Annotated in this window: 16 protein-coding genes; 6 read left to right on the top strand and 10 right to left on the bottom strand. The window is 61.6% G+C overall.

Annotated elements, in window-relative coordinates:
- Nucleotides 1-20: 20 nt before the first annotated feature.
- Nucleotides 21-1,145 carry a 2-aminoethylphosphonate--pyruvate transaminase gene (locus ASD70_RS12590; RefSeq protein ID WP_046068701.1) on the bottom strand — a complete coding sequence of 375 codons (1,125 nt, stop codon included), beginning with the start codon at nucleotides 1,143-1,145 and terminating at the stop codon, nucleotides 21-23.
- A gap of 112 nt (nucleotides 1,146-1,257) precedes the next feature.
- On the opposite strand from ASD70_RS12590, the gene ASD70_RS12585 reads away from it, so the two are divergent.
- Complete coding sequence (locus ASD70_RS12585; protein ID WP_056846599.1) at nucleotides 1,258-2,112, top strand: LysR substrate-binding domain-containing protein; 855 nt, start codon at nucleotides 1,258-1,260, stop codon at nucleotides 2,110-2,112.
- Here ASD70_RS12585 and ASD70_RS12580 read toward each other — a convergent pair.
- Nucleotides 2,088-2,978 carry a LysR substrate-binding domain-containing protein gene (locus tag ASD70_RS12580; RefSeq protein WP_046068699.1) on the bottom strand — a complete coding sequence of 297 codons (891 nt, stop codon included), beginning with the start codon at nucleotides 2,976-2,978 and terminating at the stop codon, nucleotides 2,088-2,090. The genes ASD70_RS12585 and ASD70_RS12580 overlap by 25 nt on opposite strands.
- A gap of 257 nt (nucleotides 2,979-3,235) precedes the next feature.
- Between ASD70_RS12580 and ASD70_RS12575 the strand changes: the two genes are divergently transcribed.
- Together ASD70_RS12575 and ASD70_RS12570 are read left to right on the top strand one after the other, a co-directional pair.
- Complete coding sequence (locus ASD70_RS12575) at nucleotides 3,236-4,561, top strand: MFS transporter (RefSeq protein WP_056846598.1); 1,326 nt, start codon at nucleotides 3,236-3,238, stop codon at nucleotides 4,559-4,561.
- 109 nt (nucleotides 4,562-4,670) lie between these two features.
- Nucleotides 4,671-5,378, top strand: a complete 708-nt coding sequence (locus tag ASD70_RS12570; protein WP_005789254.1) for a YebC/PmpR family DNA-binding transcriptional regulator — start codon at nucleotides 4,671-4,673, stop codon at nucleotides 5,376-5,378.
- Nucleotides 5,379-5,505: 127 nt separating this feature from the next.
- Here the strand turns inward: ASD70_RS12570 and ASD70_RS12565 are convergent, their stop codons facing one another.
- From ASD70_RS12565 to ASD70_RS12550, 4 genes are all read right to left on the bottom strand, one after another.
- The gene (locus ASD70_RS12565; protein WP_056846732.1) at nucleotides 5,506-6,798 is read right to left on the bottom strand and encodes a protein kinase; all 1,293 of its coding nucleotides are present in this window, start codon (nucleotides 6,796-6,798) and stop codon (nucleotides 5,506-5,508) included.
- A gap of 38 nt (nucleotides 6,799-6,836) precedes the next feature.
- Nucleotides 6,837-7,931: a cell division protein ZapE gene (zapE, locus tag ASD70_RS12560; protein WP_056846597.1), complete on the bottom strand. Its 1,095-nt coding sequence runs from the start codon at nucleotides 7,929-7,931 to the stop codon at nucleotides 6,837-6,839.
- Between the two features lie 111 nt (nucleotides 7,932-8,042).
- Nucleotides 8,043-8,780, bottom strand: coding sequence for an anti-sigma factor family protein (locus tag ASD70_RS12555; RefSeq protein ID WP_056846596.1), 738 nt, complete (start codon nucleotides 8,778-8,780; stop codon nucleotides 8,043-8,045).
- Nucleotides 8,777-9,283, bottom strand: a complete 507-nt coding sequence (locus ASD70_RS12550; RefSeq protein WP_046068695.1) for a sigma-70 family RNA polymerase sigma factor — start codon at nucleotides 9,281-9,283, stop codon at nucleotides 8,777-8,779. The genes ASD70_RS12555 and ASD70_RS12550 overlap by 4 nt, the downstream gene beginning before the upstream one ends.
- A 167-nt stretch (nucleotides 9,284-9,450) precedes the next feature.
- Here ASD70_RS12550 and ASD70_RS12545 point away from each other — a divergent pair, with 167 nt between their 5' ends.
- Together ASD70_RS12545 and ASD70_RS12540 are read left to right on the top strand one after the other, a co-directional pair.
- A complete protein-coding gene (locus ASD70_RS12545; protein ID WP_056846595.1) occupies nucleotides 9,451-10,533 on the top strand; it encodes a catalase family peroxidase in 1,083 nt (360 codons plus the stop codon).
- Nucleotides 10,530-11,069 carry a cytochrome b gene (locus ASD70_RS12540; RefSeq protein WP_046068693.1) on the top strand — a complete coding sequence of 180 codons (540 nt, stop codon included), beginning with the start codon at nucleotides 10,530-10,532 and terminating at the stop codon, nucleotides 11,067-11,069. The genes ASD70_RS12545 and ASD70_RS12540 overlap by 4 nt, the downstream gene beginning before the upstream one ends.
- A 43-nt stretch (nucleotides 11,070-11,112) precedes the next feature.
- Here ASD70_RS12540 and ASD70_RS12535 read toward each other — a convergent pair whose 3' ends face one another.
- Together ASD70_RS12535 and ASD70_RS12530 are read right to left on the bottom strand one after the other, a co-directional pair.
- Entirely contained in the window at nucleotides 11,113-12,264 is a 1,152-nt protein-coding gene (locus ASD70_RS12535) for a M14 family metallopeptidase (protein WP_056846594.1), read from the bottom strand.
- Nucleotides 12,265-12,729: 465 nt separating this feature from the next.
- Nucleotides 12,730-13,080, bottom strand: coding sequence for a DUF6124 family protein (locus ASD70_RS12530; protein WP_082561432.1), 351 nt, complete (start codon nucleotides 13,078-13,080; stop codon nucleotides 12,730-12,732).
- A 130-nt stretch (nucleotides 13,081-13,210) separates the two neighbouring features.
- On the opposite strand from ASD70_RS12530, the gene ASD70_RS12525 reads away from it, so the two are divergent.
- Nucleotides 13,211-13,846 (top strand): LexA family protein, encoded by a 636-nt coding sequence (locus tag ASD70_RS12525; RefSeq protein WP_056846593.1) that lies wholly within the window; start codon nucleotides 13,211-13,213, stop codon nucleotides 13,844-13,846.
- Here the strand turns inward: ASD70_RS12525 and ASD70_RS12520 are convergent.
- Together ASD70_RS12520 and ASD70_RS12515 are read right to left on the bottom strand one after the other, a co-directional pair.
- Nucleotides 13,843-15,768, bottom strand: coding sequence for an acetyl/propionyl/methylcrotonyl-CoA carboxylase subunit alpha (locus tag ASD70_RS12520; protein ID WP_056846592.1), 1,926 nt, complete (start codon nucleotides 15,766-15,768; stop codon nucleotides 13,843-13,845). The genes ASD70_RS12525 and ASD70_RS12520 overlap by 4 nt on opposite strands.
- Nucleotides 15,765-16,571, bottom strand: a complete 807-nt coding sequence (locus ASD70_RS12515; protein WP_056846591.1) for a gamma-carboxygeranoyl-CoA hydratase — start codon at nucleotides 16,569-16,571, stop codon at nucleotides 15,765-15,767. Before ASD70_RS12515 ends, ASD70_RS12520 begins: the two co-directional genes overlap by 4 nt.
- Nucleotides 16,572-16,654 lie beyond the last annotated feature (83 nt).

Raw genomic sequence — 16,654 nt, 5'->3', positions numbered from 1 at the left:
TCAGAATGCCCGCGTCATCGTTAACGGTCATCGCGAGCAAGCTCGCTCCTACACATTTCTTGCAGCACCTCGGCGATGGCCTTGACCGCTGCGCGCATGCCGGCCGCGTCGACATGGCCGATGCAGCCCACGCGAAAAGTTTCCACCTGGGTCAGCTTGCCCGGGTACAGGATGAAGCCCTTGGCCTTGACCCGTTCGTAGAAGTCCTTGAACTGGTAGCGCGGGTCTGTTGGTGCATGGAAGGTGACGATGATCGGCGCCTGGATCGACGCCGGCAGAAAGCTGCGCAGGCCCAGCGCGGCCATGCCATCCAGCAATGCCTGGCAGTTGTCCGCGTAGCGTTGATGGCGAGCGGGCAGGCCGCCTTCCTCAGCGTATTGCAGCAAGGCTTCATGCAGGGCGGCGACCACGTGGGTCGGCGGGGTGAAGCGCCATTGGCCGGTCTTGACCATGTAGCTGTGCTGGTCGAACAGATCCATCGCCAGGGAATGGCAGTTGCCTTGGGCAGCGGCCAGCGCATGTTTTTCTGCAAAGACAAACCCCATGCCCGGCACGCCTTCCAGGCATTTGCCGGAGGCTGCGATCAACGCTTCGAACGGGACTTCGCGGGCATCGATCGGCAGCGCGCCGAATGAACTCATGGCGTCGATGATCAGGCGCTTGCCGTGGTGTTTGACCACCTGGGCGATCTCCGGCAGCGGGTTGAGAATGCCGGTGCTGGTTTCACAATGAATCAGCGCGACGTGGGTGATGGCGCTGTCAGCGCGCAGCAGGCGATCCACATCGGCAGCGGTGGTGGGCTCGTCTTCGGCGGTTTCAAAGGTGCTGAACGCGCGGCCAAGCACCTCGCAGATCTTCGCCAGGCGCTTGCCATAGGCGCCGTTGATCAGCACCAGCACCTTGCCCTCGCGGGGCACCAGGGTGCCGATGGCGGCTTCGACGGCGAAGGTGCCGCTGCCTTGCAACGGCACGCAATGATGGCTGTCAGCACCGTTGAGGATCGCCAGCAGCTGCGTGCAAACGCTGGCGGTGAGCTGGTTGAAGCGGTCATCCCATGAGCCCCAATCCACCATCATCGCCTGGCGGGTGCGGTTCGATGTGGTCAGGGGACCAGGGGTCAACAGGATCGGCGCGGCAGTGGTCATCTCAAATCCTCGCAAGGTGTCGGGGTTGAAGCTACGGCGCCTAAATTGCAGTTTGGCTTGTTATCAATCAAATTGTTTGTTGTTATGCGAGCTATCAGTGAGGCCGATAACTATGAACCTGTTCCAACTGCGTGCATTCGATGCGGTGGCCCGCGAGGGCAGTTTTACCCGGGCAGCGGCTCGGCTGTTTATCAGCCAGCCGGCTGTCACCGGGCATATCAAGGCGTTGGAGGAGCACTACCAGATCCCGTTGTTGCGCCGTACCGCCCGGCGCGTGGAGTTGACCGAGGAGGGCGCGCGCCTTGCAGCCATTACCCGGGCAATCTTCGGTTTGGTGGACGAGGCGCAGACCATGCTGGAGGCCAACCGCCAGTTGCTCACTGGGCGCCTGGAAGTGGCGGCCGACGGCCCGCACTTGGTGATGCCGATGATCGCCAGCCTGCGCTCGCGCTACCCGGGCATTACCGTGAACCTGCGCTTGGGCAATGCCCAAGAAGCCCTGGCGGCGCTGCTGTCCGAACATGCGGACGTGGCGGTGCTCACCGAGGTGGAACCACGCAATGGCCTGCACTTGCAGCCTTTGGACGAGTCACGGATTTGCGCGCTGGTGCCGGCTGCGCATCCGTGGGCAAACCAGCCCGAAGGCATTCAACTGACGCAATTGCACGAGGTGATCATGGTGCTGCGAGAGCCCAGCTCCATCACTCGGCGCACCTTTGACGACGCCTGCCTGGCCGCGAATGTGCAGCCCAAGGTGCTGCTGGAGTTGGACAGCCGTGAAGCCGTGACCGAGGCCGTTGCGGCTGAGCTGGGCGTGGGAGTTGTGTCGTCGATGGAGGTCAGCCCGGACCCGCGTGTGCAAGCGGTACCGATCCTGGGCGATGGGCTGCTCAACCGGCATATGCTCGGCTGCATGGAGCGGCGCCGCTCGCTGCGCTTGATTCAGGCATTTTTCGAATTGGCATGAAGGCTCTCACGCACTATTTCCAAAAAGCTCGCCACCACCCGGCGTGAGCTCTGTTCCTTCAGGCACACCAGGGTTTCCTTCATGCGCTGGGTGCAATCGCGGATCGGCATGGCGTACACCCGTGCGTCGGCGCCGAACTCGGCTGCCGACACCACGCCCACGCCAATGCCCACCACCACCGCCTCGCGGGCGGCTTCGCGGCCTTCCACCTGTATCGCCGGGCGAATGCGCAGGCCGGCCTGGCTCATTTCCTGCTCCAGGGTCTGACGGGTGACCGAGCCGATTTCGCGCAATACCAAGGGTGTGTCGTCGAGGTCGGCCAGGCAGATCGACTCGCGTCCGGCCCAAGGGTGGTTGCGTGCGACAAACGCCAGGAGCTGGTCATCGGGCAAGGGCAGCGACAACAGGCGCGCATCGTCGACATCGCGCCCCAGCAACGCCAGGTCAGCCTGATAGTTGTACAGGCGAAACAATGATTCATCGGTGTTGCCGGTTTCGATCTTCACGCTGATTCCGGGGTACAGCTGGCAGAAGCGCGCAATCTGCGGCAGTACATGCACCGGGGCATCCACCGCCAGGGTGAGGGTGCCGGTAAGCAGGGCGCGGGAGTCCTGCAGCAATTCCTCGGCTTCGGCCTCGATCACAAACAGCCGTTGAGTAATGCCCAGCAGGCGTTCACCGAGGTCGGTCAGGCGTACCGAGCGCTTGTTGCGGTGAAACAGCAATACGCCGAAGCGCTCTTCGAGTTTGCGTACCTGGTCGGAAATCGCCGGCTGGGTCAGGAACAGCCGCTCGGCAGCCCCGGTAAAACTGCCATGGACGGCCACCGCGTGGAAGGCCTTGAGCTGGGCATGGGAAACCGACATGGCAGGTCCTCTTACAAGCTGGGCTTATATTTGAAATACGATAAATCGATTTTACCTATTAGTCAGCCATTGCTTTGATGCACCTCAGTCGCCGTAGGTTGAGTCCTACAACCTCGGTGGCCATGGGCGCAGGCATACCGCACCCATCTGACCAATGTTGCGGCCCCACGGCCCGGCATTGCAGTGCTCAACCATAAAAACAACAGGCGTTTTCTTTCGATTCTGCCGGCACACTCACACCTGAGGTCAGAACCACCATGAATATCCCTATGGGTAGCATCAAGCGTTGGCGCGTGCAGATTTTCGCCATCACCTGGCTGGCGTACGCCGCTTTCTATTTCACCCGCAAAGCATTTTCCGTGGCGAAGCTGGGGATCGGTGACGACCCGGGTTTCCCCCTCGACAAAATGATGATGGCCAACCTGGATGGCCTCTACCTCGCCGCATACGCCGTGGGCCAATTCACCTGGGGCATGCTCGCCGACCGCTTCGGGCCACGGGTGGTGGTGCTTGGCGGCTTGCTGATTTCCGCTGCCGCGGCGCTGGTGATGGGCACGTTCGCCACCTTGCCGGTCTTCGTCACCTGCATGTTGATCCAGGGCTTGGCGCAATCCACCGGTTGGTCGGGGTTGTGCAAGAACCTTGGCAGTTTCTTCCCGGCCCAGCAGCGCGGGCGGGTGTTGGGGCTGTGGAGTTCGTGCTATGCCTTTGGTGGCTTGGTCGCCTCGCCGTTTGCCGGCTGGTGGGCGTATACACTGATCGGCAGTTGGCACGCGGCGTTTATCTCCAGCGCCGCAGTGGTGGCGGTGGTGGCCGTGCTGTTCTTTATGTTCCAGCGCAATACCCCGCAGGACGTAGGCTTGCCGGCGGTGGAGCCCGAGCCGGTCTTGAGCGCCGAAGAGGCTGCTGCTGAAAAGCACATCAGCGTGCTCGAACCATTGCGCGCAATCCTGCGCAACCGCACGGTGTTGACCCTGGGGCTGGCGTACTTCCTGCTCAAACCGGCGCGCTACGCGATCCTGTTGTGGGGCCCGGTGATCGTCTACGAGCAGATGCCATCGGTGGGCAAGGTTGGCGCCGCCATCGTGCCTACCGCGTTTGAACTGGCCGGCTTGCTCGGGCCGGTGCTGATCGGCTTGGCCTCCGACAAACTGTTCGGCGCCCGGCGCATGCCCGCCTGTGTGCTTAGCCTGCTGGCGCTGACCGTAGCCTTGGCGTTATTCATGGGCGCGCTGCACACCGGCAGCGTGGTGCTGGTGATGGCCCTGTTGTTTGTGATGGGCCTGACTCTGTACGGCCCTGATTCGATGATCAGCAGCACGGCGGCCATTGACTTCGGCACCGCCAAAGCCGGCGCCACGGCGGCAGGTTTTGTCAATGGTTGCGGTTCGGTGGGGGCGATCCTTGGCGGCTTGCTGCCGGGCTACTTCGATACCGTCACGGTATTTATCGTCTTTGCCGGCGCGGCGCTGTTTTCGTCGCTGGTGCTGATGCCCTACTGGAACGCCAGGCCTGCGGTACTGGTCCAGGTCGGGGACTTCGTCCCTGATCGCAACGTCACAGGCAAACCCCTGCGCACCTGAGGCACCTGGCCGGTTTTTTGGTGGATTAGAGTGTTTTTGCCCTATAAACTCTGCCCCCAAAGCGCCGGCCAGTAGACGTTTCGGCGCCATGGATAGTAGAGAGTGAGTCATGGGCGCACAGTGGAAAGTCAAACATAAAGAAGCGGCAGCCAATGCCAAGGGCAAGATCTTCGGCAAGCTGGTGAAAGAAATCACCATCGCCGCCCGTAACGGTGCCGATACCGCGACCAACGCGCACCTGCGCCTGGTGGTGGAGCAAGCCAAGAAAGCCTCGATGCCCAAGGAAACCCTGGACCGAGCGATCAAGAAGGGCGCCGGTCTGCTCGGTGAAACCGTGCAGTACCACCGTGTGACCTACGAAGGGTTTGCCCCGCACCAGGTGCCGTTGATTGTCGAGTGCGTGACCGACAACATCAATCGCACCGTGGCGGAAATCCGCGTGGCATTCCGCAAGGGCCAACTGGGCGCTTCTGGCTCGGTGGCCTGGGACTTCAACCATGTCGGCCTGATCGAAGCTTCGCCGGATACCCCGGACGCGGATCCGGAAATGGCCGCCATTGAAGCCGGCGCCCAGGACTTCGAAGACGGTGAAGAAGAGGGCACTACCCTGTTCATCACCGAAACCACCGACCTGGATGCCGTGCAAAAGGCCTTGCCGGAGCAGGGTTTCACCGTGCTGTCGGCCAAATTGGGCTACCTCTCGAAGAACCCGGTCAGTGGCTTGACGGATGAGCAGATGGCTGAAGTCGAGGCGTTCCTGGAAGGCCTGGACAACCATGATGATGTGCAGGATATGTTTGTCGGCCTGGCTGGCTAGTCACTGGACAAATACGGTCAAAAATGTGGGAGGGGGCTTGCTCCCGATTGCAGTGATTCAGACACAGATACTGTGGCTGATACACCGCTATCGGGAGCAAGCCCCCTCCCACATTGTTCCAGCGGTGTTAGATAGAGCTCAGTACGCCTTCAATTTCTTCAAAGCTCGGCCGCGCCAACACATCGGGTTGGCAGCAGCTTTTTTGCAGTTCAATCAGATCCTCACTGACTACCCCTTCACCCCGCTCCAACAACTCCCCCAGCAACACCCCGAATGCGCGCACTTCAATACGCTGCAACGCCCTGGTTTCCAAGGTGTCGGCCGTGGCATGGAATGACGCCGCGCCGAAGTCTGCGAGCAAACAACCACCCGTCGCATTCCACAGAATGTTGTGGCCATACAGGTCACCGTGGGTAATCCCCTGAAGGTGCAAGTGCGCCGCTGCCGAAGCGATGCCTCGTGCCATGCGCAGCACCACATCGAGGCTAAAACGGGTATCGGGTTCGTAGATGTCCCGGGTGCAAGACGCCAGGCTAGGCAGGGCCGCGAGGTTGCGGTAGCTCGGGTCAATCAGGCTCATGACCAATGCCGCCTGACCCTGCGGGTGCTCGATGACACGACCTTGCACCTTGATCAGGTTGGGATGCAGCCCGGCGGCAATGCAGGCTTGCATTTCATGCAGCGGTGACCCGTCGCTGGTGATAGTGCCTTTGTATAGCTTGACCGCGACCGACAGCGCCTGGGTTTTCCAGATTGCTTTGTGAATGATCCCGGAAGCGCCTTCGCCCAATACTTCTCCCAGTTCCAGTTCAGACCAGGGAATGTTCGGCGTCCCATCATCGCCCGTCACTGTCACCGCCATTTCCACCGGGTTACCGGCGTAGGCCAGCCACGTCAGGCTGGGCAGCGTCAGCAGCCAATCCGGCAGGTGTGTAAGGCGATTGGAGGCAATGCGGATCAGCTCCAGGTTGGCGCAATTGGCCAGACTTGGCGGTAACTGCGTCAGTTGGTTACCGGCCAGCATCAACTTTTGCAGCAACGGGCGCTGGCCCAATTCGTCGGGCAATTGGCTGATGCTGTTATCGGTGAGGATCAGCCAGCGCAGCTGGGGCGGCAGGGCGGCGGCGGGCACGTGGCTGATCTGGTTGGCCTTGAAGCCGATCATGCTCAGCTTCGCGCATTGGCCCAGGCACTGCGGTAACTCGGTAAAGGCGTTGTCCGAGCAGAACAGCACGCGCAAGTGCGTCAGGCGATGCAGGTCGTCGGGCAAGCTGGTCAGGGCGTTGCCCGTGAGATTGAGGATTTCCAGGGAGTCGGCCAGTTCGAAGATTTCCCGGGGGAACTCGGTCAGCCCGCAGGCGAGGTCCAGGCGCGTGGCGCCGGCCAATTGGCCGGCCTTGAGTTGGGCGAGGGTAGTCATGAACAGCGCGGCACTCGGATGGGGGGCGTAAAAGGCGCTCATGATACCGGGTCGGGGGCGGTTTGCGCGCAGGGTGTTTGCAACTGGCGCAGGCGGCTGGCAGTGCGGGCGAGGTCGATGGCCTGACCTTCCAGGCATTTATCCAGCGGCTGGTGGCCGATGAGCGTCAGACGTTTGTCCTGGTCGTAGAGCACGTCCACCAGGTTGATGAACCGCTGCTGCACGGCAATTGGGCATTCGGCCAGGTGCGGCAGGCCGTCGATTATCCAGTGGTCGAAATCCTCGCACAGCAGCAGGTAGTCCATGACCGCCGTGAGCTGTTCGCACAGGTCGTTGAAGGTGAACACGATGGTGCGCGCCTGATGGCCACGGCACAGCAGCTGCCGAGTGCCGACCGTCAGGTGCTGCGCCGGGCAATCCGTGGTGGGCAGCTTAAGGCTTTCACGCTGGGTCGGTGTACCGGGCCACACATACTGGCCGCTGGTGAAACGCTGTTGTGCGTGGGCCTGGGGCAGGCTGCGAAAGTCCTCGGGCGAACTGACTTCCAGCACATCCATGCGCGCGGCGATCAGGTCGATCACCGACTTGAATCGTTCGTGGTACAGCGGGTTGGGCAGCAACCCCTCGGGCGGATAGTTGGAGGTCACTATCACCAGCACGTCGCGTTGGAAAAGCGCCCTGAACAAACGGCTGATGAGCATCGCATCGCCGATATCGTGGACGTGGAATTCGTCGAAGCACAGCACGCGGCAGCCGGCCAGCAACTGATCGAGGGTGATGGTCAGGGCATCGTCATGCCCGCGGTGCAGGAACATGCCTTGGTGCAGGCGGGCGAAGAAATCGTGAAAGTGCACGCGTTGCTTTTCGGCGATGGGCAGGGCCTTGAAGAACCCGTCCAGCAGCCAGCTTTTGCCGCGCCCCACCGGGCCGTGCAAGTACAGGCCGCGGGTGGCTTGGCCATTGAGCAGACGCTGTGCCTGGCGATTCAGGGCGGTAATCGCCCGCATTTGCCCATCACTGAGGGTGTAGCCCTGTTGCTCGGCCTTTCTTTGGAAATACGCCGGGATAGTCGAGGCGTCCGAAACGCTGGATTGTTTCGCGAACAGGCGCTGGAGCAGGGAAAACACGGCCAATGGAGTCACTCTGTGCTGCGGTGGTCGCTTACTTTAGAGCGCCCACCGCGATTTGACCAATAGGGTAGGGGGCGGCCAACTGGCTCGAAAACCTAATGCTGGACATGGCTTCTAGAACTTCATCAACCCCGTGGTCGGCTGGTCCACCGGGCTAACCATTGCGTAGTTATAGCCGCCGCCTGACCAGTATTCGGCCTGCAAGCCATCGGCGCTGCGGCTGCCCCGGGGCAGGAAACCGTTGTTCGGGCCCGGCGGGCGGATATAGAAGCTGATACGCCGGCCTTGCGGGTCTTCGTACAGCACCATGGCTGCCGCGCCCTGGTCGGTGGTGAGCAGGCGCCCGCTGACCGGCTTGAACCCCGCCTGGCTCAGGTCGGGCAGGCGGTGGGCCTGATTGAAATAGCGGTCGAGCCAGGCCTGCATATTGCCGCTGCCCTCGGCACTGAAGTCGGCGGGCATGATGCCGTCCTGGGCAAACAGGCGGTAGGCCTGCATGGCATCGGCCATTGGCAATAGCGGCGGCTGGGTGGCTACGCGGGCTTGCCAGCCGCCTATTCCGCCAAGGCTCACGGCAATCAGCAGCAGCGCCGCGGTGGCGAAGTGGCGGCGGGACTGACGCTTGATACGCTGGCGAACCAGTGCCGGGTCCAGTGCCGGGTTGTTCGGCTGTTGCAGGGCGCCGCTTAAAGATGCACGCAATAATTGCGCATCCTGTTGCCAGGCATGCACCTGCGCGGCCACCTCGGGGTGGCTGGCCAGCCAGGTTTCAAGCACACGGCGATCACTCTCCAGTAATTGGTGATCGACGTAGGCATGCAAGTCGCGTTCGCTGGGGGGCAGGCTGATCATTTGAGTCTCCGCAGGGCAGGGCCGGCAATTTCGCCATCGCTGAGTTGACGCAACGCTTGGCGCGCACGGGACAGGCGCGACATCACGGTGCCGATGGGCACGTCGAGGATGTCGGCCACGGCCTTGTAGCTCAAGCCTTCGACGGATACCCACAGCAGCAGGGCACGCTGTTCGGCGGTGAGCTGGTCGAAGGCTTGCAGGGTGGATTGGGCCATCACCGTGCGCTCTACCGACGGCTGCGCATCATCGCGACCGGTGAAGAATTCGAGCATGCGTGCATAGCGTCGGCTGCGGCGGTGGGCGTCGAGGAACTGCCGGTAGAGGATCGAGAACAGCCATGCGCGCAGGTCACCTTCGATCCGTTTATCGGCCCAGGCGATGATCGCGCGTTCCAGGGTTGCCTGCACCAGGTCGTCGGCGCTGCTGGTGTTGCGCGTCAGCGACACCGCAAAACGCCGCAACCTGGGGATGAGTTCACGTAACTGTTCGTCGAGTTCATGCATGGGTGTCTGGCTGGTCACTTCGCTGGGACTAGAAAGACGTCCGGCGTTAAAGATTATTCAACGGCCCGCAAAATAATTCGAAGGTCAGGGAATAGAGCAAATCGGCGTTCGTCTTAATGCTCCGACCTTATGTTTCACCCTAAGGCCACTGGCCCTGGAGTTCCTGCATGGTAGATCACTCATCACCACCCCGTCTGCCGTTGAGCACTGCGAGCCTGATCGCACGTCTGGCGGGCATCGGCGCGGTGGTTGCCGTTGTCGCTGGGGCATTTGCCTACGTCAACGGCACCCTCGACCCGCAACGCCTGCGGCCAAAAACCTTGGTCAATGCCCTGGAAACCAATAACGGCGTACACCCCGGCTTTCGCCGTAACCACGCCAAGGGCGTGTGCGTGGCCGGTTACTTCGAGAGCAGTGCCGAGGCGCGTGCGTATTCCAGTGCCCAAGTGTTCAGCGCGGCCAAGACCCCGGTCATCGGCCGGTTTGCCTTGCCCAGCGGCAACCCTTATGCACCGGACAGCAGTGTGCCGATCCGCAGTTTTGCCGTGCAGTTCAGCCAAGCCAACGGCCAGCAGTGGCGCACCGGCATGAACAGCATGCCGGTGTTCCCGGTGGGCACCCCCGAGGCGTTCTACCAGTTGCTCAAGGCGGGCGCGCCGGATCCGGCCACTGGCAAGCCGAACCCGGCCAATATGCCGGCATTTTTTGCCGCGCACCCGGAGACAGCGCCGTTCCTGGCGTGGGTCAAAACCGCCAAGCCATCGGCCAGTTATGCGACTGAAACCTATAACGGCATCAATGCGTTTTACCTGGTGAGCGCCGATGGCAAACGCCAGGCCGTGCGGTGGAGCGTGGTGCCGCTCAGCCAGGACGCACCGGGCGATACCGCGGCGGATGGCGCCGATTTCCTCGAGAAAGATCTGGTGCAACGCCTCGTCGCCGGGCCGTTGCGTTGGCAATTGAACATGACCCTGGCCAACCCCGGCGACCCGCTGGATGACGCGAGCAAGACCTGGGCCGGCGAGCACAGGGTGCTGAACGCCGGCACCCTGGTGCTGCAAAGCAGCCAGCCACAGGCAGACGGTGATTGCCGCGATATCAACTTTGACCCGCTGATTTTGCCCAGCGGCATCGAGGCCACCAATGACCCGTTGCTGGCTGCCCGCTCCGCCGCGTATGCCAGTTCATACCTGCGCCGCGCTGGCGAAGTCAGCCCGTTGCACAGCGCCCCTCAGGAGTTGCAGCCATGAATGCCCAGCCCCGCTTTTTTGCCCCCCTGGCACGTCTGCTGCACTGGCTGATGGCGCTGATGATCATTGCCATGCTGTTTGTCGGCGCTGGGTTGGCCGCGTCGGTGTCTGAGCGCCATGAGTGGTTGATCCACCTGCACAAGCCGCTGGGGATCGCGATCCTGGCCCTGGTGATCGTGCGGTTGGTGGTGCGCTTTTGCACACGACAGCCGCCGTTGCCAGCGGATTTGCCCGCGTGGCAAGTGTTGGCGGCCAAGGCTTCCCATGTGCTGCTGTATGCGTTGATGCTGGTGTTGCCGCTGCTGGGCTGGGCGATGATTTCGGCCGCCGGTGATCCGGTGATGCTCAGCAGTAACGTGCAACTGCCCGCACTGGTCGGGGCGAATGCGCCGTTGTTTGCGCTGTTGCGCAAGGCCCACGGCTATCTCGCCTACCTGTTGTTTCTCACGGTACTGGTGCACTTGGCGGCGGCGTTGTTCCACGGTTTGATCCGCCGCGATGGTGTCTTGCAAAGCATGACCGGCACCAAGGACTGATGGTTTTTTGTGGCGAGCGGAACGGCCCGCTCGCCACAGGTAATCAGCGCAAAAGGCCGACGATATCAGCGACGCTGCTCAAGACGTCCTTGCCCAGCTGTTTCGAGCGATCGCCTGACCAGCCGGTGCGCAGGTTGGGGGCGTCGTCGTTGTCCTTGAAGGGCATCTCCAGGGTCAGGGACAGGCAGTCATACTTTTCACCAACCGCGTTGCAGGCCAAGGTCATGTTGGCTTCTCCCGGCAGGTCGCGGGTGTAGCCGTGGGTGGTCTGGAAGTCCCGGGTCAGGTGGCTCAGATGGCGGCGGAAGTGTTTTTCCAGGGCTTCGATGCGCGGTGTGTAGCCGGGGTTGCCTTCGCAGCCGGCGGTGAAGACGTAGGGGATCTCTTCGTCGCCGTGGATATCGAGGAACAGGTCCACGCCGTATTTTTCCATCTGTTCCTGAACGAACAGGACTTCCGGGCTGAGTTCCTGGCTGGCGCTTTGCCAGGCGCGATTGAGGTCCTGGCCCATGGCATTGGTGCGCAGGTGGCCATGGAAGGCGCCATCGGGGTTCATGTTCGGGACCAGGTAAAGGTCAGCCGCGGCCAGCAGCTTTTTCAGCTCGTCGTCGCCGTCCTGTTGCAGGCGTTCGATCACGCCTTCCATAAACCATTCGGCCATGTGCTCGCCAGGGTGCTGCTGGGCGATGATCCACACGTTGCGGCGACCTTCGCCCCCTTTGCCCCGTCGTAGCAGTTGGATATCGCGGCCTTCGGCGCTCTTGCCGGTAGCGAGCAGGGTGACTCCGGCGTACTTAAGGGCTTGGTCGATCAGCCAGTCGTGGCGTTCACGGCTGTAGGGTTCGAAATAGGCAAACCAGACGTGTTTTTCCCGGGTCTGGAGGGTGATATGCAGGATCTCGCCATCGAAACGCGTCGGTACCCGGAACCAGTTGATATGGTCATAGGACGCCACGGCGTTGTACCCGCTCCAGGCATGCCTATAGGACGAGCGACCCGCGTTGCTCAGGCGAAAGGTGTGGGTATGCCCTACGTGCATGCCTTCGGCCTTGAAGTGGAACCATTGGAAGTGATCGCTGCGGGTATCGGGTTTGATTGCCAGCAACAACTGATAGGCATCGCTGGCATCCAGGACCTGGATGTTGCCGCTGTCGAAGTCGGTGCTGATCTTGATGGAGGTCAAGGCCACGGTCATAGTCTGGTTGCCTGAATATGAGTGATGTCGCGGCTATATTACACAGGCGCCAGGCAAAACCTGGATGCAAAATTGTTGCACGGGGGAGGGGGCGTCATCCCTGACGCCGCCGCAGCTTAGAGTCTATGAGATTGATTCTCAAGCGCTAAATCGCAAAGATCCGGGCTAGAGCAGTCGAGTGGCTTTCTTTAGGCGATAGTCTTTTGCTACCATGCGCGCCATCAAGCAACACACAGTCTTCATTAGCCTGAAGCCACGCCAGGGAAACTGGCAAAAAAAAGACCCGGCCAAAGAGCCGGGTCAAAAACCGTGATTAGCCTGATGAGGAGATATTCCAAGAGTCCGACCTAAGGTCTCTTGGTCTATCGACTGATCTCGCGATCAGCTGGGTCCAATAATAATCATTATCATTTGCAAGTCAAATGTTTTTATCCGTGGGATAGAAATATTTTTCCTTGCCGCCTGTTACGCGTTTGCCCGAGCCGCTGGCCCTTGCAACGACCGCTCCACCATCGCCTTGGCCATATCAATCAAATACACCACGGAAAACGCCAGGTCGCGTTGATTGCCTTGATGGCTGCACGCTGATTCATAGGCGGTGGCCGCTGCACTGCGCAACAGGTCCGAGGCATGCACCAGCGCTTCCTCCTGGCTGATGCCCGGTTTGATCACGAACATGGCGTCACCCTGGGTCGGCGCCGACATTTCTTCTTTCAAGTAATAATCCAGCGCGCGCTGGGCCGCACCGCTGTTGTGCATGTCGTGTAATTCAATGTGTTCAGGTGTTTGGGGCAATGGATACGGGCTGTTCGTCATAAGCGGCAGTACTCCGGTGGGTGTCGAAATCCTTAGGCTTGATGATAGTACGTATCGTATTTATGTCGTTTTATGGATTACTACAAACTGTTTATTGCCCTGAAAAATACACGTCGTATCGTCAGGCGCCATGGACAAATGGATAGCGTTGGTTAAAGCCAACATGAAAGACCGCAAGGTCACGCAAGGCGAATTGGCGGAGCGCCTGGGCATGTCCCAGGGCGGTGTCGGCCACTGGCTCAACAAGCGCCGTGTACCGAGCCTGGCGGACATGAACCGGGTGCTCGCGGAGCTGGGGTTGGGGGACCTGGAAGTGGCGCTCGAGATTCGCGAGCGGGCCGCAACGGAGGCGGCGTTGGAACGACGCTACAACCCGTATTTTCGCTACCCGGTCAGCGACTGGAAGCAGGCGTGCGAGTTGCGCGAGGAGCGTGCGGCCTATGGAACGAGTCGCTACGAATTGACCGATTACCACGCTCAAGGCAAGGCGTTCTGGCTACCGGTGACGAGCGACGCCATGACCGCGCCCACGGGCCTGAGCATCGGTGCCGGGATGATGATCCTGGTGGACCCGGCTATCGAGCCCGACCCCGGCAAACTGGTGGTTGCCCAATGGGCTGGCAGTCCCCAGGCGACCTTTCGCCAATTGCAGGAAGAAAGCGGCCAGCGTTATCTGGTGCCGCTCAATCCCACTTACCCCAAGGCGCTGCTCACCGAGGATTGCCGCATCCTGGGCGTGGTGGTGCAAGCCACGGCGAAGTTCTAGCCGGCCGTTTCAAGCTCCACCAGCGCGCTGCCTTCAGCCACCATTTCACCTTCCTGGCAGAACAGCGCCTTGACCACCCCGGCCTGAGGCGCACGGATGCTGTGTTCCATCTTCATGGCTTCCAGCACCACCAGTTGAGTACCAGCCTCGACGGTTTGGCCTACCTCTACCAATACGCGCACGATGCTGCCGTTCATCGGAGCGCTAAGGCCGCCCTGATGGGATTGCCCTGCCTCCACCGCCGCAATCGGATCGAACAGGCTGACCGCATACATCTCACCGTCCCAACGCAGGTACAGGCTGCTTGCACTGCGGACCGCCAGGTGAGCACGGCACACCCCTTGGTGCTCGATCAGCAACTGCTCGCCGCACAGCTGTGGCGTGTGCCCCGATAATGTCACCAGCCGATTCTGCCCATTGCAGCTCAGGTGCAGCGAAACCTCGGCCGGCAGGCCCGCACGAAAGCCCTGGTTATTGGCCCACGGGCCATCGCCCATCGGCAGGCTCTGCATAAACGCCGAGCCCGCCGCCTGCCAGAACGCATCGCTTAATGCACCGGGCGCCGGTAACAGCCCATCCTGATAACGAGGGATAAAGCCGGTATCCAGTTCGGCGGCCGCAAACGCGGGATGACCGATTATGCGTCGCAGAAAGCCCAGGTTGGTCTTGAGCCCGCCGACTGCAAACTCGTCGAGCATGCTCAGTAACCGCAAACGCGCCTGTTCACGGTCTTCGCCCCAGGCAATCAACTTGCCCAGCATCGGGTCGTAGAAGGGCGACACGTCGTCGCCTTGCTCGACGCCGCTGTCCACTCGGCGGCCCGGGCCTGGGCGGGACTCGCGGTACAGCGCCAGGTGCCCGGTGGCCGGCAGGAAGTCATTGGCCGGGTCTTCGGCATACAGCCGTACTTCAATCGCATGGCCGATCAACGGCACTTGGTCTTGAGTGATGGGCAGCGCCTCGCCCTGGGCCACCCGGATCTGCCAGGCCACCAGGTCCAGACCGGTGATTGCCTCGGTCACCGGGTGTTCCACTTGCAGTCGCGTGTTCATCTCCATGAAGAAAAACTCGCCACGGGCATCCAGCAGAAATTCCACCGTACCTGCGCCGACATAACCGATGGCCTGGGCCGCACGCACGGCTGCTTCGCCCATGGCCTTGCGTTGCTCGACACTTAAGCCCGGCGCCGGGGCTTCTTCGACGACTTTTTGATGGCGACGCTGGATCGAGCAGTCGCGCTCATTGAGGTACAGGCAGTGGCCATGCTGGTCGGCAAACACCTGGATCTCGACATGCCGCGGCTTGAGCAGGTATTTCTCCACCAGCATCTGCCCATTGCCGAAGGATGACAGCGCTTCACGCTGGGCAGAGGCCAGGGCTTCGGCCAATTGGCTGACATCCTCGACCACCTTCATGCCCTTGCCGCCGCCGCCGGCCGTGGCCTTGAGCAGCACCGGGTAGCCGATCCGCTCACAGGCGGCGCGGAAGGTTTCCAGGTCCTGGGCCTCGCCGTGGTAACCCGGAACCAGCGGTACGCCAGCGGTTTCCATCAGGGCCTTGGCCGCCGATTTGCTGCCCATGGCGTCGATGGCCGAGGCGGGCGGGCCGAGGAAGATCAACCCGGCGTCTTCGATGGCGCGGGCGAAGCCAGCGTTTTCCGAGAGGAAACCGTAGCCTGGGTGAATCGCCTGGGCGCCGCTGGCGTGGGCGGCGGCGATCAGTTTGTCGATTTGCAGGTAGCTGTCGGTGGCTTTGCTGCCACCCAGGTCGACGCGGATGTCTGCCTCGCGACTATGGCGTGCATCGCGGTCGATGGCGCTGTGCACGGCCACGGTGGTCAGGCCCATGGCCTTGGCGGTGCGCATGACCCGGCAGGCGATCTCGCCACGGTTGGCCACCAATACGGTGGTGAGTGTGCTCATGAACGCGGCTCCTGGGCTTGCCAGCTCGGTGCACGTTTTTGCAGGAACGCACGCAAACCTTCCTGGCCCTCGGCGCTCACCCGAATGCGCGCGATGGCGTTTTCACAGTAACGTCGCAGCGCAGGCGTGAGGGCACCGTTGCCCACTTCGCGCAGTAAATCTTTACTGGCGCGCATCGCCGCCGGGCTGTTTTGCAGCAGGTTTTCGACCCATTGGTCTACCTGCTGATCCAGGGTTTCGGCCGGATAACTCTCGGCCAGCAAGCCGATTTCCCGTGCTCGCTGGCCGCCGAACCGCTCGGCCGTGAGGGCATAACGACGGGCAGCGCGTTGGCCGATGGCCTGCACCACGAAGGGGCTGATCACCGCTGGCGCCAGGCCGATGCGCACTTCCGACAAACAGAACTGCGCGTCGTCGGTGCCAATGGCCATGTCACAGCAACTGATCAGGCCCAACGCGCCACCGTAGGCCGCGCCTTGCACCACGGCCAGCGTGGGGATTTTCAGCTTGGACAGGTTGTACATCAGCTCCGCCAGTTCACGGGCGTCGTCCAGATTGGTGTGGTAGTCCAGCTCGGCCGATTGCTGCATCCAGGCCAGGTCGGCGCCGGCGCTGAAATGCTTGCCGCGCCCGCGCAATATCAAAAAACGCACGGAAGGGTCGCCTTGCACCCGGTCCAGGGCAATGATCAGTTCGCGGATCATCTCGGCGTTGAACGCGTTGTTCTTGGCTTCACGACTGAGCCACAGCGTGGCAAAGCCACGGCTGTCAGTGATCAGTTCGAGGGTGTTGAAGTCGTTCATGCAAGGAGCTCCATGATAATGAGAGGCCTCCTGTAGGAGCGAGCTTGCTCGCGAAGCTCGTCAACGATAACGCGGGTATTCTG

The sequence above is a fragment of the Pseudomonas sp. Root569 genome, from assembly GCF_001427465.1.
In the GTDB taxonomy this organism is placed as follows: domain Bacteria; phylum Pseudomonadota; class Gammaproteobacteria; order Pseudomonadales; family Pseudomonadaceae; genus Aquipseudomonas; species Aquipseudomonas synxantha.
This window is presented reverse-complemented; position numbering and strand designations above follow the sequence as displayed.